Annotated in this window: 19 protein-coding genes; 6 read left to right on the top strand and 13 right to left on the bottom strand. The window is 60.7% G+C overall.

The features are described 5' to 3' along the window. Positions 1–130: 130 nt before the first annotated feature. A complete protein-coding gene (locus A3AY_RS0126385) occupies positions 131–928 on the top strand; it encodes an ion channel (protein WP_026203850.1) in 798 nt (265 codons plus the stop codon). A gap of 47 nt (positions 929–975) precedes the next feature. Here the strand turns inward: A3AY_RS0126385 and A3AY_RS36170 are convergent, their stop codons facing one another. The 4 genes from A3AY_RS36170 to A3AY_RS0126365 form a co-directional block, all read right to left on the bottom strand. Continuing rightward, the gene (locus tag A3AY_RS36170) at positions 976–2583 is read right to left on the bottom strand and encodes a phosphoethanolamine transferase (protein ID WP_018328686.1); all 1608 of its coding nucleotides are present in this window, start codon (positions 2581–2583) and stop codon (positions 976–978) included. A 195-nt stretch (positions 2584–2778) separates the two neighbouring features. Next, complete coding sequence (locus tag A3AY_RS0126375) at positions 2779–3900, bottom strand: mandelate racemase/muconate lactonizing enzyme family protein (RefSeq protein ID WP_018328685.1); 1122 nt, start codon at positions 3898–3900, stop codon at positions 2779–2781. Between the two features lie 15 nt (positions 3901–3915). After that, entirely contained in the window at positions 3916–5415 is a 1500-nt protein-coding gene (locus A3AY_RS0126370; protein ID WP_018328684.1) for an aldehyde dehydrogenase, read from the bottom strand. A gap of 2 nt (positions 5416–5417) precedes the next feature. Beyond that, on the bottom strand, positions 5418–6560 hold the full coding sequence (locus tag A3AY_RS0126365; RefSeq protein ID WP_026203849.1) for an iron-containing alcohol dehydrogenase: 1143 nt from the start codon (positions 6558–6560) through the stop codon (positions 5418–5420). Between the two features lie 115 nt (positions 6561–6675). Between A3AY_RS0126365 and A3AY_RS0126360 the strand changes: the two genes are divergently transcribed. Further along, a complete protein-coding gene (locus tag A3AY_RS0126360; RefSeq protein ID WP_018328682.1) occupies positions 6676–7578 on the top strand; it encodes a LysR substrate-binding domain-containing protein in 903 nt (300 codons plus the stop codon). A gap of 178 nt (positions 7579–7756) precedes the next feature. Here A3AY_RS0126360 and A3AY_RS41115 read toward each other — a convergent pair whose 3' ends face one another. After that, entirely contained in the window at positions 7757–7891 is a 135-nt protein-coding gene (locus A3AY_RS41115) for a hypothetical protein (RefSeq protein WP_268841570.1), read from the bottom strand. Positions 7892–8082: 191 nt separating this feature from the next. Here A3AY_RS41115 and A3AY_RS0126350 point away from each other — a divergent pair, with 191 nt between their 5' ends. Together A3AY_RS0126350 and A3AY_RS0126345 are read left to right on the top strand one after the other, a co-directional pair. After that, on the top strand, positions 8083–8925 hold the full coding sequence (locus A3AY_RS0126350) for a DUF6030 family protein (protein ID WP_234913119.1): 843 nt from the start codon (positions 8083–8085) through the stop codon (positions 8923–8925). Positions 8926–9356: 431 nt separating this feature from the next. Continuing rightward, positions 9357–10106 (top strand): sugar transferase, encoded by a 750-nt coding sequence (locus A3AY_RS0126345; protein ID WP_420830256.1) that lies wholly within the window; start codon positions 9357–9359, stop codon positions 10104–10106. Positions 10107–10507: 401 nt separating this feature from the next. Here the strand turns inward: A3AY_RS0126345 and A3AY_RS0126340 are convergent, their stop codons facing one another. From A3AY_RS0126340 to A3AY_RS0126305, 8 genes are all read right to left on the bottom strand, one after another. Continuing rightward, positions 10508–12232: an ABC transporter substrate-binding protein gene (locus A3AY_RS0126340; RefSeq protein ID WP_018328678.1), complete on the bottom strand. Its 1725-nt coding sequence runs from the start codon at positions 12230–12232 to the stop codon at positions 10508–10510. Between the two features lie 75 nt (positions 12233–12307). Beyond that, complete coding sequence (locus tag A3AY_RS36160) at positions 12308–12727, bottom strand: DUF2160 domain-containing protein (protein ID WP_018328677.1); 420 nt, start codon at positions 12725–12727, stop codon at positions 12308–12310. Further along, entirely contained in the window at positions 12727–13551 is an 825-nt protein-coding gene (locus tag A3AY_RS0126330; RefSeq protein ID WP_018328676.1) for a carbohydrate ABC transporter permease, read from the bottom strand. The genes A3AY_RS36160 and A3AY_RS0126330 overlap by 1 nt, the downstream gene beginning before the upstream one ends. A 22-nt stretch (positions 13552–13573) precedes the next feature. Continuing rightward, on the bottom strand, positions 13574–14440 hold the full coding sequence (locus tag A3AY_RS0126325; RefSeq protein WP_018328675.1) for a carbohydrate ABC transporter permease: 867 nt from the start codon (positions 14438–14440) through the stop codon (positions 13574–13576). 2 nt (positions 14441–14442) lie between these two features. After that, the gene (locus A3AY_RS0126320; RefSeq protein ID WP_018328674.1) at positions 14443–15531 is read right to left on the bottom strand and encodes an ABC transporter ATP-binding protein; all 1089 of its coding nucleotides are present in this window, start codon (positions 15529–15531) and stop codon (positions 14443–14445) included. Positions 15532–15541: 10 nt separating this feature from the next. Then, positions 15542–16636: an ABC transporter ATP-binding protein gene (locus A3AY_RS0126315; protein ID WP_018328673.1), complete on the bottom strand. Its 1095-nt coding sequence runs from the start codon at positions 16634–16636 to the stop codon at positions 15542–15544. Positions 16637–16682: 46 nt separating this feature from the next. After that, positions 16683–18215, bottom strand: coding sequence for a glycerol-3-phosphate dehydrogenase (gene glpD / locus A3AY_RS0126310; RefSeq protein ID WP_040669236.1), 1533 nt, complete (start codon positions 18213–18215; stop codon positions 16683–16685). Between the two features lie 112 nt (positions 18216–18327). Then, a complete protein-coding gene (locus A3AY_RS0126305) occupies positions 18328–19092 on the bottom strand; it encodes a DeoR/GlpR family DNA-binding transcription regulator (protein ID WP_018328671.1) in 765 nt (254 codons plus the stop codon). 167 nt (positions 19093–19259) lie between these two features. On the opposite strand from A3AY_RS0126305, the gene A3AY_RS0126300 reads away from it, so the two are divergent. Further along, the gene (locus A3AY_RS0126300; RefSeq protein WP_018328670.1) at positions 19260–20030 is read left to right on the top strand and encodes an SDR family NAD(P)-dependent oxidoreductase; all 771 of its coding nucleotides are present in this window, start codon (positions 19260–19262) and stop codon (positions 20028–20030) included. Between the two features lie 33 nt (positions 20031–20063). Continuing rightward, positions 20064–20960: a LysR family transcriptional regulator gene (locus tag A3AY_RS0126295; protein ID WP_018328669.1), complete on the top strand. Its 897-nt coding sequence runs from the start codon at positions 20064–20066 to the stop codon at positions 20958–20960. Positions 20961–21032: the final 72 nt, after the last annotated feature.

Genomic DNA, 21032 nt, shown 5'->3' with positions numbered 1-21032 from the left:
ATCTGGTCGGGAGCGGAATCATGGGCGGCGGGCACAGCAATGGCACCTGAGTTTGCGTCATCCTGCCGTTTCGAGGGCGCAGGTGTCGGCGATCATTGACCCGCCTCCGCTTGCGGTCTATCTCGCTTGTATGGCCGAACGGCGGGATCCATCGGGCGAAAGACAATTGAACGCGGTTCGCGAAAGGCTGCGATCGCTTTATCTCGGGACGAGCCGCAAGGCGGTCCGTTTCCAGATCACCATGGCGATCATCGACGTCGCCATCATCGCGTTCTTTCTGGCCGGTCCCTATTTCGGCGGCGGGCGGATCTATCTGATCGTCGACTATGCAATCGCCGTGGTCATCGCCTTCGAACTCGGCGCGCGCGCATTGATCGCCTCGAACCTCAGGCGCTGGCTGACACGACCGATGACCTGGGTCGATACCGCGATCCTCGCGACGCTGCTCTTTCCGGCGACATTCTCGAACTTCGCCTTCCTGCGTGCCTTCCGCGTCTGGTCCCTCGGACAAAGCAAGGTTTTCGCGCTTTTGATCAAGCGGGCCGGCTATGGCGAGTGGGAAGAAGTCATCCGCGCCTGCATCAACTTCCTCACGTTCCTCTTCCTCGTTACAGGCTTCGTCTACACGGTATTTTTCTACCATCAGGCTGGGGTGGAAGGATTCGTGGACGCGCTCTATTTCACCGTCGCGACGATCACGACGACGGGGTTCGGCGACATCACCTTGCCCGGCACGCTCGGCAAGCTCACGTCGATCGTGACGATGATCTTCGGCATCTCATTCTTCGTGCGCCTCGCCCAGGCGATCGTGCGACCGCACAAGGTCGTCTTCCCCTGCCCGCAATGCGGTCTGCAGCGCCATGACGCTGATGCCGTGCACTGCAAGGCCTGTGGGCATGTGCTGAATATTCCCGACGAGGGGAGTTGAGATTACCTCGCGCTCAGCGCCCCAAGGACCTGTCGACCCCATGCCCGTCATGAGCCAACCCCGAACTGACTGTCCGTAGCTACCGATCGGCAGGCAGCAAAGACATCGAGGTCCGGATTGTAGACCTTGGTCTCGACATTCATCATTCCCAGCACCGTATGAAACAGGTTGTCGTGCGAGGTGGCAGCGCTGGCATATTTGGCGAGACAGGATCTGTCGAGTTTCGTCAGCTGGGCATAGCCATCCGAAAACCATGCGATGAAAGGCACATGCGTCTGTTCGGCCGGCGCGAACATGTAGGGAGCGCCGTGCAGGAACAATCCGTTTTCCCCCAGGGACTCGCCGTGGTCCGACATGTAAATCATCGCTCCATCGACGCGGTCCTGATGCTTCTTCAGAAGATCGATGACTGCGGCGAGGTTATGGTCGGTGTAGAGGACCGTATTGTCGTAGGCGTTGACGATCTCCTCGCGGCTGCACTCTGACAGTTGCGGCGTGCGGCAATCCGGCACGAACCGTCGGAATTCCTCCGGATAGCGCATGAAGTAGGCCGGGCCGTGGCTGCCGAGCTGATGCAGAACGATGACCGTATTCCTGGTGATACCCGCGAGCTTGCTGTCGAGCTTGCCCAGAAAGATATCGTCCAGACATTCGCCTTGCTTGCAATAGGGGCTGTTCTTCTGCTTCGTGACGCTGGCAAAGCTGATCAGGTCGGCAACGCCCTTGCTGCCGGTATTGTTGTCCCACCAGTAGCCATCGAGCCCGGCGCGACGCAACACATCCATCAATGTATCGGTCGAGCGCGCCTTCCTGTCCGAATAGTTCTTCTTGCCATAGACCGAAAACATGCACGGCAGCGACACCGCCGTCGCCGTCCCGCAGCTCGTCGTTTGCGTGAAATTCGTCACGCCCCGGGCCTCCAGTTCAGGATTGGTGTCGCGTTGGTAGCCGTTGAGGGAAAAATTCATGGCGCGCGCCGTCTCGCCGGCAACGATAATGGTGACGACGGGTTTTTGCGCCTTGGCAATCACCGGGCCGATTTGGGCGTCAGTCCCCAGTGGAGCGCGGGCCAGCCCGATCTCGCGATAGGCGCTGACCACAAGGGCGATGGCCGACGTAATCGGCGCAAATGGCGTCAGTTTCGCCATCATGTCCCGGTGTTCGCGAATGTTGGAGGAGAGACCCGAGTAGTTGGCAAAGGCAAGGCCGGCACAAAGAGACAAACAGACGACGACGGCGGCAAGATTGACGAAGGCCTTGCTGAGCAAGGGTCGATGTTTGACCCGCGTCGCCAAGACCAGCGCCGACGGCAGAACACCGTAGAGAATAACATGCATGATGAAGGTCGCCGTGATGAGATGGCTCGCTTCTTCAGGTGTTGTGACCACGGCATTCCGGATCATCTCCTTGTCGATCACCACGCCGAAAAAATCCGTATAGTAGGAGGCGATGGCACCTGCGATGATGAGGAAGACCAGGAACGGCTTGATCAGATACTTCGCCGAAAAGACGATCATGCCGGCGAACACCAGCAACATGATCGCAGCGGCGAACATGTAGAATGCGCCGTGCAGCCCACCGAAAACATGGAAGGCGTCGTTCCAGAAGGTGAGGTTGAGGGCGACCAGGATGTAAACGGCCACAAACAGGCTCAACGGTATGCTCCCCAAGGTGGGGCGCCTGGGAAAGAGACGGTTCAAGCTTTACTCCAGCAACAAAGGGAAGGACAACGATCCGTTCCTTCTGTGCTGTGCGGCTGACATTAAGCTGAACGTCAGCAAAGTCCTTGCTCGGTGTCCTCCCCCCGCCCCTTCGCACTTACGGGCGCGAAGATGACCGCCTGAAGCTCCCTATACCCTCGTCGCCCGCAGCCGCTCCTCGTCGAGCACCACGCCCAGCCCGGGCGTTTCGCCCAGTTCCAGCCAGCCACCCTTGTGCGTCAGCGGCGAGACCATCGGGTAGTCGCGGCGCTCCTCGCTCCATTCGGGATTGTCGTAGGGATATTCGAGGAACGGCGCGTCGCCCACGCCGGCGGTGAGGTGGGCGTTGGCGAGCACCCCGATGCCGTTGGTCCAGGAATGCGGCGTGAACATCACGCCGGCCTCGCGGGCCTGGTAAGCGATACGGCGGCAGCCGGTGATGCCACCGGTGAGCGCCACATCCGGCTGGATGACATCGAGGGCGCGGGCCTCGATGATGTCACGGAACTCATAGAGCTCGCGGGTCATCTCGCCGCCGGCGATGCGCACGCTGGTGGCGTCGGAGAGGCGGCGCATGCCTTCGTGGTCGGCGCGAAACAGCGGTTCTTCCATCCAGTAGACTGTGAGCCTTTCCAGCTCTTTCGCGACGGCCAGCGCATCCTTGAAGGTCCAAGCCAGCGTCGTGTCCCACGGCATGCGCCAGCCCTGGTTGCAATCGACCATCAGTTCCAGCCGGTCGCCAACGCGGGCGCGGATGGCTTCGAGCGCCTTGACATCGGCCTTCCAACTGCCGCGGCCGCCGGACGATGAGGAAAAGCGCACCTTCATCGCCGGGAAACCTTCCTCGATATAGCGCTCGGCCTGATCGGCCATGGCCGAGGGCTCGCGCAGGACGCCGGAGGAGGCATAGAGCCGGACCTTGTCGGCCCGGCCGCCGAGCATGCGCCAGACCGGTTCCTGCGTGATCTTGCCGGAGAGGTCCCAGAGCGCCAGGTCCATCGGCCAGCAGCGGCCGTAGTGGAAAGAAATATGCGACAGCACCTCGTAGTGCCGCTCCAGATGACGCGGATCCTGACCGATGAACAGGTCCTCGTGGCCCTCGAAGCCCTTCATCAGGTCGCCGGAGCCGATCCCCTCGCGGCCCTCGTTATCACGGACGCGGACGATCGTCACGTCGAATTGTTTCCGCGGACGGCCGTCCCAGCTCGCCTTGAAGGCCGGGTCGAGCGGCAGCCGGTGATGGGTGATCTCGATGGAATTGATCTTGCTCATGCGGCTCTCCTCGCCTCAGCCGAAATGCTGCCAGATGGTCTTGTAGTCGCAATATTTGTCGATCGCATGCACCGAGCGGTCGCGGCCGAAACCGGACTGCTTGAAGCCGCCGAAGGGCGTGGCGAAATTCGACATGTCGTAAGTATTGATCCAGACGGTGCCGGCATGGATCGCCTCGGAGAAGCGGTGGGCGCGGTTCATGTCCGTGGTGAAGACGGCTCCCGCCAGACCGTAGATCGTGTCGTTGGCGATCCTCAAGGCTTCGTCCTCGGTGTCGAAGGGGATTGCCGCGAGAACGGGTCCAAAAATTTCCTGACGGGCGAGGCGCATGTCGTTGGTCATATCGACGAAGACGCCGGGGGAGACATAATAGCCGCCGGTTTCCGACAGCGTCCGCTCGCCGCCGAAGGCACGCCGCGCACCTTCCTTCTCGCCGACCGCGATCATCGAGAGCACCTTGTTCATGTGCTCTTCCTCGATCAGCGCGCCGATCTGCGCCGACGGCTCGAAGGGATGGGCGAGCGTGATGTCGCTCCTGGTGACGGCTTCGATTTTGGCGATCAGCGCCTCCTGCACCGAGCGCTCGACAATCAGCCTTGTCGAGGCATGGCAGGTCTCTCCGGAATTGTAGAAACAGCCCCAGGCGACGGCGGTCGCCGCCGCATCGAGATCGGCGTCGGCAAAGACGACGAGCGGCGACTTGCCGCCAAGCTCGAGCGCCACGCGCTTGACGTTGGATTGCGCGGCATAACCCATGATCAGCTTTCCGACCTCGGTCGAGCCGGTAAAGGCGATCATGTCGACATCCATGTGCAGCGCAAGCGGCTTGCCGGTTTCCTCGCCGTAACCGGTGGCGACGTTCAGCACACCCGCCGGAAGACCCGCCTCGAAGCCGAGCTGGGCGAGCCGGATGGCCGACAGCGAAGACTGTTCGGCCGGCTTGAGCACGACGGAATTGCCGGCGGCGATCGCCGGGCCGAGCTTCCAGGCATCGATGATCATCGGGTAGTTCCACGGCGTGATGGCGCCGATGACGCCGATCGGCACCTTGCGGACGATGGCGCGCTCGCCCGGCGGGGTCGGTGCGACCTCGTCGTAGAGCTTGTCGATCATCTCGCCGTAGAACTGGATGCCATCGGCGCAGAGGCGAACGTCGACATTGAGCGAGGCCATGACCGGCTTGCCGACCTCCAGCGTTTCGAGCAGCGCCAGTTCGTCGCCATGGTCGCGGATCGCCTGGGCCCAGTTCAGCATGATCCTCTTCTTTTCAATCGGATCCTTCTTCCGCCAGATTCCGCTTTCGAAGGATGCGCGGGCCGCCGCCACTGCGCGGTCGATATCGGCGGCATTGCCCCGTGCAAGCCTGGCGCCGGGCTTGCCATCCATGGGACGCCTGCGGGTGAAGGTCTCACCGGACGAGGACGGCGACAGTTCGCCATCGATGAAATGGCGGCCTTCCGGCTTCAAGGCCGATAGCATGTCTTCCCAATAGTCGCGAGTGTAATCCTTGGTCATGGTCAGGCGGCCTTCGGAAGGGACATGATGATGGCTGCGAAACGGGCGATGTCCTCGTCGCTGATTTCGCGGATGGTCGAGCGGCGCATCGGCTGGTTTTCCGCCGCCTTCATCTCGGCGGCGAGCACAGCCGCATCCAGCGCCTCGAACGCATTCGGCAGGGCGCGGACAATGCCGCAGCGGTCCATCAGGCCGGAGACGAAGGCCGGAAGATCCGCCGCCTTGGCAAGACCGCAGGCTTTGGCAGCCGCATTGAGATCGGCGGTATCGGCCTCGACCAGCCAGGCAAGCGTCGCCTCGAAGCCGAGAGCGGTGGCAAGTCCATGGTGGACAGGAGCCAGGCCCGCCAGCGCGTGGCTGATCGTGTGGGCGATTGCGGTGCCACAATTGTCGATGGCAATCCCTGCATAGCACGAGCCGAGCAACACCTTGCCGCGCGCGTCCAGATTGTCCGGTTCGTTGACCGCTGTTTCCAGCGCGCCGGTGATAAGGCGCAGGGCTTCATGCGCATAGATTTTCCCACCGGCATGGGCGTTACGGTTGGTGGCTGCCTCGAAAGCATGGATGAACGCGTCCATGCCGCACCAGGCCGTGAGATTGGCGGGCAGCGTCGCGGTCAGCACGGGATCAAGCAGCACCAGATCAGCCTTGGTCTCGGCCCCCCAGATCCAAAGCTTCTTGCCCGCTGGCCCGGCGAAGATGCTGGTCGCAGACGTTTCCGATCCGGTGCCTGCCGTCGTCGGCACCATGATCTTCTTCAGAGGGTTCTTCGGCAGCGGATTGGCGGCGAGCGCATAATGCATCGCATCCTCGCCCGAGACAGCACAGCAGGCGGCGATCTTGGCGATGTCCAGCGCCGAGCCGCCGCCGATGCCGATCACGACATCCGCGCCCGCGACGGCCTCGGTCGCACGCCGCACATGGACGATCTTCGGTTCGCCGGCGAAATCGCAGAAGACACACGCCGCGATGCCTTCGGCCTGCAACTGGCTTGCGATGCGACCGGCAAGCCCCGATTGGGCAAGGAAGCCGTCGATGACGATGGCGGCGGTTTTCGCACCAAAGGACGAGGCGGCGGTGCCGATCGTTTCGTGAATATTCTCGCCGAAACGGATTTCGGGAACGAAGGAAGTGGAAAAAGCCACGGTGGTGATCCTGCAATGCATGTTTGATGCTGCTTCCAGCCTGCATCACAATCTGATATTTTCAAACACACGCATTTTTCGGCCATTTTGATAATCTGAAATCATGGAGACGGGAATGCTGGACCATATTCCGCTGGAAGCGTTCCGGGTGTTCGACGCTGCCTGCCGGCAGATGAATTTTTCGAAGGCGGGGCGCGAACTCAACATCACCCAGGCCGCCGTCAGTCGCCGCATCAAGGGACTGGAGGATCATCTCGGTGCGCAACTGTTCACCCGGCGCGGCAAGAACTTGGACCTGACGCCGCAGGGCGCGCGCCTGATCCAGCGCGTTCGCGCCGCGCTGGACTATCTGGAAGAGAGCCTCGACCCCTTCCGTTCCGTTAAAGGCGGGACGATCGCCATAGCGGCGAGCGGTTCGGTGTCGCATCTCTGGCTCGGCGGCCGCCTGCGCGATTTCGGCAAGGAGAACCCGTCGATCTCTCTCAGCCTGCTGACCTCGGACACGTCGTCGGATCTCGCCGCCGAAACCAATGATCTCGTCATCCTTTATTCGACCGGCGAACACCCGCGCTGGGACCTGACTTTACTGATGCCGGAGCGGCTGATGCCCGTTGCGTCCCCGGATTATCTCGGCAGCCGCGGCCTTAATGCCGCAACCCTCACCGTCTTGCAGATCGCGTCGCTGGATCTCATCGACTACGAACGCTTCAACGCGCACTGGATTTCCTTCCGGCAGTGGTTCAGCCGCATTTCTCCGCCGCTTCGGATGAAGCTGCAGAACCCGCGGTTTTCCTTCTCCACCTATATCATGGCGATCGATGCCGCGCTCCGGGGAGACGGTATTGCACTTGGCAGCCTCGGTTTGATCGAAGAGCAGCTTGCCGATGGCAGGCTCGTGACGGTCGGCTCGGAGTGTCTTTCCACCGGCTACGGCTATTATCTCGGCCTTCCGAAAGACAAGACGGTCACGCCGGAGGCGCGGCGGCTGCATGTATTCCTGACGGGCTCGCAGGGTTGACCGGCACCCGAGCGGCAAAGCGACCTCTGCACATCCGGCAAGACACCGGGCGCTCATTTGTCCGATGCAACCGAATCATGCGATGGTCTTGCCTCTGCAGCCGGGAACCACGTTGAGCCTCTCGCCTCCATCCTCCGAACTTGCGGCCCCACCAATGCCATGGTCAAATCTGCTGCTTTCATTTTACACCTTGATATGTCTGTTTTTTCTCGACAATACGTATCGCGAGGGTGATGCCGCCGGCGGCGCCTGGGATGCGATGCGTGTTCTCGGATTGTTTTTGTGCCTGCTCTGGCCATTGCTCCTCGTTCACGTGATCATCTCGGCCTGCAGAAACCGGCAGACGGGCTGACGAACGTCCACAATCTTGCCCGCCACGCACGCCAGGATGATCTGGCACGGATCGAAGGCACCGGCGATCGGGCAGCGTGACGCCTGGGCAGGTGGAAACCGCGGAGTTCGGGTTTCGGCATGAAGGAGGAGCAGAAAAGCAGATCTGGAAAGATGTTCTTTTTCGTTGCTGTCGGCCTGATCTTTGCCGGCATCCTTGCGACCGTGCTGCTGGCCAACGGCCAGCGCAACCTCCGGCACCTGCTCGCCTATCTCGGCCATTCCGATCTTCTGGCAACGGACAAGCCGGCGCCGAGACAGGTGAAGATTACCCGCAGCAAGAGCGTCCGCCTGCCGCCGGCGCGCATGGTTCTGCCGGTCTACGCCTTCAGCGACTTCAAGGCGCCGCAACAGCAGTTCATCCGCCTGATCCAGAGCGACCCGCGCAGCCTGTGCGAACGCCTGAAGGCCGGCGGCTTCGGCGATCTCGACTGGACGATCAGCAGCGGCAACAAGGACAATTGGGAATGCTCGTCGTCCGTCGATCTTCGGCCAAGAGGCGACGGTACGGCACAGTCCTCGATCTTCATCTTCATCAAAGGCGACGGCGAAAACCGCGTCACATCCTTCCGCGTCAAGCTGAACATCGAAGACGCCGCAGATACCGGTGAGGTTGCCGACCTCGCCGGCAAGGCGGCGACCATCTTCCTGAACCAGGTGCGCTGGGAGAACCCCGGCGAGATCATCCGCAAGATCCACGCCCTCGAAGCCTTCGACATCCGCAACTTCGGCAGCCGGATCCAGTTCAAGCGCGAGTTCGGCGAAACGCCGCGCTACAATTTTCTTGCCAACCAGATCAGAACGCGCGGCCAAAGCACGCCGGGCGATATTTTCTTCGACCGGACCAAATGGTTTCCGCTGAGCGGCAGCGACGGGCTGCCGATGATCGATGGCATGGTGGCGGGCGAAAGTGCTGAAGGGCTGACGTTGACGGCCCCGGAAAAGACGGCGCCGTAAGCGGAGTTTACCTGTTTTGAAATTACAACTGGCGCCGTGTCGACGGCGGGGAGCAACGGCAGCGCATTAAAATATGCCGCATCGCAGCAAGACGTTGAACCGACACCGCAATGACCCCAAAAATGAACCATTTTGGTGCGTTGCGAATTAACCACAAACAACAACATCGCGCATTCGGAGACTTGTCAAAGACAATCATATTTAATAAACAATTAAAAACACAAAATACCTTTTGCAAAAATATTCTTCAGGGACGGCAACACTCCACAGGCGTCCAGGAGAAGAACCTTGCCGCAAGGCAGGAAGCCTTATTGCTTTGAAAAACGACCGGCGTTTTGCCGGAAAACACAATTTTCAGTGACGGCCGCTTCGCGGTGGTCAGCGCTGCCTGCCAATAATGACAGGAGTTATTTAAAGCCATGACAGAAAAAATGATGTTGCAACAATCAGCTGCTATCGGCGTGGACGATAGCCTGTTGAGCCGGAATACTTCCGGGTTGCTTGCAGTTCAAACGAGGGAACGGCGCCCGGACGATAACAATTTTTACATTAATCCGGCCAGTGCGCCGAACATGCCTGTCCAGCTTGCAATCAAGCGAATGATCGATATCGGCGGCGCATTCTTCGGTATTCTTGTTCTTTCACCGGTTTTTCTTCTGATTGCCGTGCTCATCAAGCTGGAAAGCAAGGGGCCGGTTTTCTTCAAGCAGTTGCGAACGGGTCTCAACGAAGTGCCGTTCGAAATCCTGAAATTCCGCTCGATGTATACCGATCTCTGCGACGTCAGCGGCGTGCGGCAGACAATCGATAACGATCCACGCATCACCCCGCTCGGGCGCTTTCTGCGCAGGACCAATCTCGATGAATTGCCGCAATTGTGGAACGTACTGATCGGCGACATGTCGCTGGTCGGACCACGTCCGCACGTGCCCGACATGCTGGCTGCCGGCCGCAACTATGACGAACTGGTGCAGGGCTACGAATACCGACACCTGATGCGGCCAGGCGTCACGGGTCTTGCACAGGCCCGCGGACTGCGCGGCCCGACCGCACATAGCTGGGTGGCGATCCGCCGGATCGTTTGCGACGTCGAATATGTCCGGCAGTTCTCGCTGCTCCTGGACATGAAGATCATCGTGCGCACGGTGATCAACGAGTTGAAGGGCGGCACCGGCTTCTGAGACCCGCAACGCCTCTTCATCTTGACGGTCTGCAAAGCCGCCGGCGCCAGCTGGCGGCTTTTTGTTGTTGCCCTTACTGCATAATGCCGGAAACGATGTAAGGCGGAAATTATACCGCAATTTCACAGTGCTACAGCGTCCTTTGCGCGTCACGTTTGACGCGCGGCGCTGCAGAGCCACCGCACCATCCGCTGCGGGACGAGATGGATATTCCCTCTTCCACATTGTCAGTTTGATACCAGTGTCCTTGATGACCTTGGCAGGACCTGCACATTCCGTTGCCCTCATGGAAAGCCCGAGAGCGCTCGGCGATCACGCCTCCGGGAGAATAGCCCTCCCCTTGAACGCAAACCGCCCGGGCAGAGCCCGGGCGGCGATGTCTTAAAGAAAAGCCAGAGCGCTTAGTTCGACTGCCAGCTCTTGACCAGTTCGTCGTAGTTGACGGTTTGCGGCTTTTCTTTTTCGTTCTCGATCTTCAGCTGCGGTGCAAGGTTGCCGGCCTTGACGGCTTCCGCGTTCCAGTATTCGAGGTCGTGCTCCTCGGCGAGCTTCGGACCCATTTCACCCTGGATGCCGGCGCGTTCGAGGCGCTGCAGAACCTTTTCCTGTTCGGCGCACAGCGAATCCATGGCTTCCTGGGCGGTCTTTGCGCCGGAGGAAGCATCGCCGATTGCCTGCCACCACAGCTGGGCCAGCTTCGGATAGTCCGGGATGTTCGTGCCGGTCGGCGACCACTGAACGCGGGCCGGCGAGCGGTAGAACTCGATCAGACCACCGAGCTTCGGTGCACGTTCCGTGAAGCTCGGATGCTTGACCGTCGATTCGCGGATCAGCGTCAGGCCGACATGGCTCTTCTTGACGTCAACGGTCTTCGAAGTGACGAACTGCGCGTAGAGCCATGCGGCCTTGGCGCGATCATCCGGCGTGGACTTCAGAAGCGTCCAGGAACCGACGTCCTGATAGCCGAGCTTCATGCCGTCCTTCCAGTAGACGCCATGCGGGCTCGGAGCGAAGCGCCACTTCGGCGTACCGTCGGCGTTCACGACCGGCAGGCCTTCCTTCACGAAGTCGGCGGTGAACGCCGTATACGTGAACATCTGCTGGGCGATCTCGCCTTGCGAGGGAACCGGACCGGATTCCGAGAAGGTCATGCCCTGAGCCGAAGCCGGTGCATAGGCCTTCATCCAATCGAGATACTTCTGGATCGAGTACACCGCGGCAGGGCCGTTGGTGTCGCCGCCACGGGCAACGCAGGAGCCGACCGGCTGGGACTTCTCGTTGACCTTGATGCCCCATTCGTCTACCGGAAGGCCGTTCGGCAGGCCCTTGTCGCCGTTGCCGGCCATCGACAGCCAGGCGTCGGTGAAGCGCCAGCCGAGCGACGGGTCCTTCTTGCCGTAGTCCATGTGGCCATAGACCTTCTTGCCGTCGATTTCGCGACCGGTGAAGAACTCGGCGATGTCTTCATACGCCGACCAGTTGACCGGAACGCCGAGGTCGTAGCCGTACTTCGCCTTGAAGTCGGCTTTGTTCTTCTCGTCGTTGAACCAATCGTAGCGGAACCAGTAGAGGTTCGCGAACTGCTGGTCAGGCAGTTGGTACAGATCGCCGTCCGGAGCGGTCGTAAACTTCGTGCCGATGAAGTCGGCAAGGTCGAGACCCGGATTGGTTACATCCTTGCCTTCATTGGCCATCCACTTCGTCAGGCTGCGGGCCTGCTGGTAGCGCCAATGCGTGCCGATAAGATCGCTATCGTTGACATAGGCGTCATAGACGTTTTCGCCCGACTGCATCTGCGTCTGCAGCTTCTCGACGACGTCGCCTTCGCCGATCAGGTCGTGCGTGATCTTGATACCGGTGATCGCGGTAAAGGCCGGAGCCAGTACCTTGGATTCGTATTCATGCGTGGTGATGGTCTCAGACACCACCTTGATATCCATGCCGGCAAAAGGCTTTGCGGCATCGACGAACCACTGCATTTCCGCTTCTTGGGCTGTGCGGTCGAGCGACGACAAGTCGCCGATCTCCTTATCCAGGAACGTCTTGGCCTCGTCCATGCCCGCGAATGCGGAGCCGGTGAAGGCCAGCAGCATTGCCGCTGTCGATGTTAGAAGGTGCCGTCGCATTGTAGTCCTCCCTTAAAGGTTTGCGATTGCAGTTTCGGACTGCCTCCCCGGCAAATCCGTTTCAGTAATCTTGCCTCAGACCAGCTTGAAGACGCCGATGGCGTACACGATGGAAAGAGCAAGAGCCCACCACACGTTGGGACCGACAAGCCCCAGCCATGCGAGATGAATGAAGGCGCTGCCGAGCAGCGAAACGAAGAGACGGTCGCCACGCGTCGTTTCGAAGCGCAGGATGCCGACGCGCGGATTACCGCCCGGCCGCGCGTACTCCCAGACCGCCATCAGCGAAAGAAGCGCAAAGATGGTGAGGAAGAACATCGCGCCGGGGAAAGACCAGGCCATCCAGCCGCCGGGTATCAGCGGCGCGAACCAGTCACGCGCGCCGTCCTTGATCGGCAGCGCCATGACCAGCAGCCCGGTCAGGGCGGCATAGACGGCGAGGACGGCGGTCAGCGCCAGGGGCCACCGGCTTTTGCGTTGAGATAATGTGGCCATTAGACCCTCCCCAGGGCAAAGCCCTTGGCGATATAGTTTCTGACGAAATAGATGACGATCGCGCCCGGGATGATGGTGAGCACGCCGGCCGCGGCCAACACCCCCCAGTCCATGCCGGATGCCGAAACCGTGCGCGTCATGATGGCGGCGATCGGTTTGGCGTCGGTCGTCGTCAGCGTCCGGGCGATCAAGAGTTCGACCCACGAGAACATGAAGTTGAAGAAGGCGGCGACACCGATTCCACTGGCGATCAGCGGGATATAGATGCGTAGGAAGAAGCGCGGGAAGGAATAGCCGTCGATATAGGCGGTCTCGTCGATCTCCTTCGGGACGCCGGACATGAAGCCTTCCAGGATCCACACTGCCAGCGGCACGTTGAACAGGCAGTGCGCGAGCGCCACGGCAATATGCGTGTCGATCAGGCCGAAGGCGGAATAGAGCTGGAAGAAGGGCAGCGCGAAAACGGCCGGCGGCGCCATGCGGTTGGTGAGCAGCCAGAAGAAGAGGTGCTTGTCGCCGAGGAAGCGGTAGCGCGAAAAGGCGTAGGCTGCCGGCAGCGCCACCGAAACCGAGATGACCGTGTTCATCACCACATAGATGATCGAGTTGATGTAACCCTTGTACCAGGACGGATCGGTGAAGATCACGGCATAGTTCCGGAGCGTCGGCGCATGCGGATAGAGCGAAAAGGTGCCGGTGATCTCGGTGTTCGTCTTGAAGCTCATGTTGACGAGCCAGTAGATCGGCAGGAGCAGGAACAGGATGTAAAGGGTCGGCACGATCCAGGAAAGGTTGCGACCAGAGAGTTGAGTGGCTGTATTCATTTGTTTTTCCTCCCTCCGGCCGTCACTTCTGCGCATCGCTGGTGGTCATCACGGTGTAGAAGATCCATGAGAGCAACAGGATGATCAGGAAATAGATGATCGAAAGTGCTGCTGCCGGACCGAGGTCGAACTGGCCGATGGCCGTTTTGACGAGATCGATCGACAGGAATGTGGTGGCGTTTCCGGGACCGCCGCCGGTAACGACGAAGGGCTCGGTATAGATCATGAAACTGTCCATGAAGCGGAGCAGGAAGGCGATCAAAAGCACGCGCTTCATCTTCGGCAGCTGGATATAGCGGAACACCGACCAGCGCGACGCGCCGTCGATCTTGGCGGCTTGGTAATAGGCATCGGGGATCGAGACCAGACCGGCATAGCAGAGCAGAACGACAAGGCTCGTCCAGTGCCAGATGTCCATGACGATCAGCGTCACCCAGGCGTCGAAGACATTGTTGACGTAGTTGTAGTTGATGCCGAGCGCTGCCAGCGTATAGCCGAGCAGACCGATGTCGACGCGGCCGAAGACCTGCCAGATGGTGCCAACCACATTCCACGGAATGAGCAGCGGCAGCGACATCAGGACGAGGCAGACGGGAACGCCGAGCCCCTTCTTTGGCATGTTGAGAGCGATCAGAATACCGAGCGGAATCTCGATCGCCAGGATGATCGCCGAGAAGATCAGGTTGCGCGTCAGCGCGTCCCAGAAGCGGTCTGAATGCAGGACGTCGGTGAACCAGTCGGTTCCCGCCCAGAAGAATTCATTGTTGCCGAAGGTGTCCTGAACCGAATAGTTGACCACCGTCATCAGCGGGATGACCGCCGAGAAGGCGACCAAAACCAGTACCGGCAGGACCATGAACCAGGCCTTGTTGTTCCAGGTCTTTTCCATGATCAGGCCGCCCCCCCGATCGGCAGAGAATCTGTGACGCGCCAGGAATTGGCGTAGATATTGATGGCAGACGGATCGAAGGTGACGCGTGGATCGGTCGGGATCTCACCGTCCTCGTGAACGACGATGGCGATCGGCCGGCTTGCGAAGGAAGCACGGACGATCTTCTGGCGGCCGATATCCTCGACCTTGGAAATCGTCACCGGCATGCCCTCGCGGCCGAGCCGGACAAATTCCGGCCGGATGCCGAGTTCCGTCTTGGCGCCAGCGGCGATCTTCGGTGCAAAGGACAATGCGACCTTCTGGCCGTCGAGATCGACGGATGAGCCGTCGATCTTCGCCGGCAGCACGTTCATGCCCGGGGAGCCGATGAAATAGCCGACGAAGGTGTGCTTCGGCTTCTCGAAAAGCTCGGCCGGCGTGCCGATCTGGACGATCTCGCCGTCATACATGACGACCACCTTGTCGGCGAAGGTCAGTGCTTCGGTCTGGTCGTGAGTGACATAGACCATGGTGAAGCCAAACTGCTTGTGCAGCCGCTTCAACTGCGAGCGCAGCACCCATTTCATATGCGGATCAATGACGGTCAGCGGTTCGTCGAACAGGATGGCGCTGACATCGGAGCGCACCAGGCCGCGGCCAAGAGAGATCTTCTGCTTCTGGTCGGCGGTCAGCCCCTGCGCCTTCTTCTTCGCCCGGTCTGCAAGACCGATCATTTCGAGGATTTCATTGACGCGTCGGTCGACCTCGCCTTCCGGAACATGGCGATTGCGCAGCGGGAAGGCCAGATTGTCGTAGACCGTCATGGTGTCGTAGATGACCGGGAACTGGAACACCTGCGCGATGTTGCGGTCCTGCGTCGACAGGTAGGTGACATCCCGGCCATCGAACAGGATCTTGCCTTCGGATGGCTGCAGCAGCCCGGAAATGATGTTAAGCAGCGTGGTCTTGCCGCAGCCGGACGGGCCGAGCAGCGCATAGGCGCCACCGTCGTTCCATTCGTGATGAACTTCCTTCAGCGAATAGTCCGAAGGCGATTTCGGGCTAGGGCCGTAGGCGTGGCGGATATGATCGAGATTGATGCGTGCCATGGTGTCCTCCTCACGCCGCCCGAAAGGCGGAACCGCCGGCATGACCGCCGATCGCGCGCCCGTCTGTCCCGAAGGCCATCAGATGGCGCGTATCGACGAAAAGCTCGATCGCGGTGTCGGGCTCGATGTCGTGAATGCCGTGTTCGAGCATGACCCAGCGCGAACCGGCGCAATCGACGTGGATGAAACTTTCCGAGCCGGCGATTTCCGAAATGATGATCCGCGCCTTCAGCACCGCTGCGGTGTCATGCGGGCGGGCGAGTGAGAGGTGGTGTGGATGGAAGGCAACTGTGCAGGGGCCGTCGGCGATCCCCGACAGATGTGCCGGCACCGGCAGAACAGTGATGCCATCGCGATCGAAAGTATTGCCGGATTTCTGCAGATCAATGGTGTTGAGCGGCGGATCGGCAAAAGTCTTTGCGGTGACGATGTCCGCCGGCTTGCGATAGACCGAAATGGTCGATCCGAACTGGCTGACGCGACCCTCGTTGAGCGTCGCCGTGTTGCCGCCGAGAAGCAGCGCTTCCTGTGGTTCTGTCGTCGCATAGACGAAGATCGAACCGGACGCGGCAAACAGCTTCGGCAGTTCCTCGCGCAGTTCTTCGCGCAGCTTGTAGTCGAGGTTGGCGAGCGGCTCGTCGAGCAGCACGAGGCTGGCGTTCTTGACGATGGCGCGGGCAAGGGCCGTGCGCTGCTGCTGGCCGCCGGACAGGTTGAGCGGCGTGCGCTCCAGATAGGGCGTCAGCTTCATCAGCTCGGCCGCCTTGCGAACCTCGCGATCGATCGTTGCAGCATCCTTGCCGGAAATGCGCATCGGTGAGGCGATATTCTCATAGACCGTCATCGCCGGATAATTGATGAACTGCTGGTAGACCATGGCGACCGAGCGATCCTGCACGCGCACGCCGGTCACGTCTTTTCCGTCAAAGGTGATGGTGCCGGTCGTCGGCTTGTCGAGGCCGGCCATCAACCGCATCAGCGACGTCTTTCCGGAGAGCGTCGGGCCCAACAGCACATTGAGCGAGCCCCGCTCCAGTACAAGATCGGTCGGGTGGATATGCGTATCCGCTCCGACGACCTTGGTTATGTTTTTCAGTTCAAGCATTCTCAGGCTTCCTCCCAGCCGTCGGCAGCGCCATCCCGGCGCTTCCTCAGGCAACTTTGCGGATAGTCTCCCGCATGTATTCCTCCAACCCGGCGGCTTCCGCCTGGGTCAATTTCAATCCAAGCTTGGTGCGGCGCCACAATACGTCCTCGGCGCGGCGCGCCCACTCCTGGCCAATCAGCCACTGCACCTCGACCTCATAGAGATCGGCGCCGAAATGCCGCCCAAGGCCCTCGGCCCTGTCGATCTCGCCGAGCAGGCTTACGGCCAGCGTGCCATACAGCCGAACCAGCCGGCGCGCATGGCGCTCGGCCAGAAAGGGATAGCGGTTCTTCAGCTTTGCGACTTCGGCCTCGTAACCGTTCGCCGGGAAATTGCCACCCGGCAGTACGCTGTTCGCCGTCCACGGAGCACCCTTGGCGCCGATCGCATCGGCGATTTTTTCCAGCGCATGTTCGCTGAGCCGGCGATAGGTCGTCAGCTTGCCGCCGAAGACGTTGAGAAGCGGCGCGTCGCCATTGTTGGCGTCGATCTTCAGCACATAGTCCCGCGTGGCCTCCTGCGCCTTCGAGGCGCCGTCATCGTAGAGCGGGCGCACGCCGGAATAGGTCCAGACGACATCGGCAGGCTTGACCGGTTCGGAGAAGTACTCGCTCGCCGCATTGCAGAGATAGCTGACCTCGCCGTCGGTGATCTGGATGTTCTTCGGGTCGCCGGTGAAATCGCTGTCGGTCGTGCCGATCAGGGTGAAATCGGTCTCGTAGGGGATTGCGAAGATGATGCGGTTGTCCGGATTCTGGAAGAAATAGGCGCGCAGATCGTCGAACTTCTTCTTCACGACGATATGGCTGCCCTGAACGAGGCGGACATTGTGGACCTTGTTCTTGCCAACGGCATTGGACAAAACGACATCGACCCAGGGGCCGGCGGCGTTGATCAGCATGCGCGCCTTGAAGGTGTTGACGGCACCGGTCGCACCATCCTCGACATCGACCGACCAGAGGCCGCCCTCGCGCCGGGCAGAAACCACGCGGCTGCGGGTCATGATGCGGGCGCCCTTTTGCGCGGCGTCGCGGGCGTTCAGGACCACGAGACGGGCATCATCGACCCAGCCATCGGAATATTCGAATGCCTTGGTGAACAGCGCCTTCAGCGGCTTGGCGGCCGGATCACGGCGCATGTCCAGCGTGCGGGTGGCGGGAAGCAGCTTGCGGCCGCCGATATGGTCGTACAGGAAGAGGCCGAGCCGGATGAGCCAGGCCGGCCGGATACCGCCTTTGTGGAACGGCAGGACAAAGCGCATCGGCCAGATGATGTGCGGGGCCATCGCCCAGAGCACTTCGCGCTCCATCAGCGATTCACGCACCAGCCTGAACTCATAATGTTCAAGATAGCGCAGTCCGCCGTGAATGAGCTTGGTGGCGCGCGAGGATGTGCCGGAAGCGAAATCGTCCATTTCAGCCAGCGCCACCGAATAACCGCGGCCGACGGCATCCCTTGCGATGCCGCACCCGTTGATGCCGCCACCGATGACGAAGATGTCGAACACGTCCTGCGCAGGCACTGCTTTCCCTCCCATATTTCGCATTGCACAATATTGAGCACATGCGAAAGTGAAATCAATTAAAACGAAATTCTTACGAATGTCAAACGAATGTTTAAAGAAAGCCTGCACGCGGAAAACGCGGAAACTAGCGCGCGGTCTCGATCAGCCGGACGTCCTGCTCCTGGCAGATGGTCCGCACGTTTTCGACCGGACAGATGTCGGTGATGAAGGTGTGAACCTGGGTTATGTGGCCGATCCGCACCGGAGCGGTGCGCTCGAACTTGGTCGAATCGGAAACGAGGATGACATGGCGGGCATTGGCGATGATCGCCTGCGCCACTTTCACTTCGCGATAATCGAAATCGAGAAGCGCGCCGTCGTGATCGATCGCCGACGCGCCGATGACGGCGTAGTCCACCTTGAATTGCCGGATGAAATCGACGGCCGCCTCGCCGACAATACCGCCATCGGCACCGCGCACCACGCCCCCGGCAATGACCACCTCGATCGACGGGAAAACCCGCAAGCGATTGGCAACATTGATATTATTGGTGATAACCATCAACTCGGTGTGGTCAAGAAGCGCTTCGCCGACGGCCTCGGTTGTCGTACCGATATTGATGAACAGCGAGGAATTGTTGGGGATCATCGCCGCAGCCGCCTGGCCGATCGCCTGCTTCTCGAGCGCTGCAATCGACCGGCGGGCTTCGTATTTCACATTCTCGTTGCCGCGCGGGAAGATCGCTCCGCCATGAATGCGCGTCAGCACGCGCCCGTCGCAAAGATCGTTCAGGTCCTTGCGGATGGTCTGCGGGGTCACCGAAAAACGCGCGGCGAGCTCATCGACGAGAACCCGGCCCTCCGTTTTGGCAAGATCGAGGATTTCCGACTGCCGGCCCGTCAGATACATGAATATTCCTCCCCTTCTCGTTTTCGTTTTCTTTCATAATATGCAAAAACGAAAGCGACGCAATTTCATAAACGTGATGAGCGCTCGAAAATGAACCTGCATGCGCTTGTGCGTTGCAATTCGGGCCGGGATGCGACAGCCTGTCGTCGCTGAGGAGGAAGTTCGGAATGTTTCACCCATCGCTGTTCAAGGGCATGAATGTCGTCGTCACGGGCGCCGGGCGCGGGATCGGCCTGGAGGTGGCGCGGCAGTTTCTCGATTGCGGTGCGACCGTCTATCTGCACGGAGGACGCGTGGCGCGCGAGCCGCTGCCCGACTTTCTCGAGGCAGCCCTGACCGACGGCCGGGCGTTTCTGTCCTATGCCGATTTCTCCACCGCCGGCGGCGTCGAGCTGCTTGCAGCAAGCATCGCCTCGCGATTCCAGGCGATCGACGTGCTGGTCAACAATGCCGGCACCATGGTCGGCCGGTTTTCAGCCGACGAGCTGACGGACGAACACTATGAGACGGTGGTGCAGCTGAACCAGACCTCCGTCGTCCAGACCACCCGCGCCCTGCTGCCGCTTCTCAGGCGCGGCACGCACCCGGCCATCGTCAACACCGTTTCGATCTCGGCGCTGACCGGCGGCAGCGCCGGCTCATCGATCTATTCGGCGACCAAGGCCTTCGTCTCGACCTATTCCAAGGCGCTTGCCCGCGAGCTGGCGCCGGCCGGCATCCGGGTCAATTGCGTTTCGCCGGGCACGATCACCACCGACTTCCACGAGCGCTATTCCTCGCCCGAGAAACTGGAAGCGACGCGCAAGACCATCCCGCTGCAGCGGCTCGGCACGGCGGAAGATTGCGCGCCCGCCTATCTCTTCCTCGCATCGAGCGCGCTCTCCGGCTATATCACGGGCCAGGTTCTCGAAGTGAACGGCGGGCAGTTGATCTGCTGAGAGCAGACGAGACGGCAGTCGGGAGGGATCGGCGTGATCGACAAGCTGGAATTCTTCATTGCCCTTGCCCAGGAAAGGCATTTCGGCCGTGCCGCCGAACAATGCGGCATCACCCAGCCGACGCTCTCGGCCGCGATCAAGCAGTTGGAAGATCAGCTCGGCGTCATGCTGGTCAATCGCGGCTCGCGCTACCAGAGCCTGACACCGGAAGGCCAGCGCGTGCTGGAATGGGCCCGCCGGATCGTCGGCGATTCGCGCACCATGCACGAGGAGATGCGCGCAGCGCGACGCGGCCTCGTCGGCCACATCAGGCTGGCGGCGGTGCCGACGACGCTTGCCATGGTGCCGCGCATCACCGCTCCCTTCCAGGAAAAACATCCGGAAGTGACCTTCTCGATTCTTTCGACGACATCGCTCAAGATCCTCGGATTGCTGGAAAATCTCGAGATCGACGCCGGCCTGACCTATCTCGAGAACGAGCCGCTGGGACGCGTCACCAGCGTGCCGCTGCAGGTGGAGCGCTATCATCTCGTCACCGCCGCCGGAACCGAACTGGCCGATCGCGAAAGCGTGACCTGGAAGGAAGTCGGCGGTATTCGGCTTTGTCTATTGACCGCCGATATGCAGAACCGGCGCATCATCAACCAGCATTTCGCCGAAGCCGGCGTCACCGTCGCGCCGACGCTCGAATCGAACTCGATGATCGTGCTCTTTTCGCATGTGCGCACCGGCCACTGGTCCAGCATCATGCCCTACAACGTCGGGAAATCATTCGGGTTTCACGATGAAATCCGCCTGATCCCGATCGTCGAGCCGGATGCGCAGCACACCGTCGGCCTGGTGGCGACGCACCGCGAGCCGTTCACCCCGCTCGTCTCCGCGCTTTTGCATGAAGCCCGCATTTTGGCCGAGGCGCAAACCTTTCGATAGAAAATATCTATCACCCAACGAAACAGGCGTATTGACCCCTTCCGTCGCTGCTGCAAAGCTCATTTCCTGCGC

Origin of the sequence: Rhizobium giardinii bv. giardinii H152 (genome assembly GCF_000379605.1) — a bacterium.
GTDB lineage: Bacteria > Pseudomonadota > Alphaproteobacteria > Rhizobiales > Rhizobiaceae > Pararhizobium > Pararhizobium giardinii.
The sequence above is the reverse complement of the archived record's forward strand: the minus strand, read 5'-3'. Positions and strand labels throughout refer to the sequence as shown.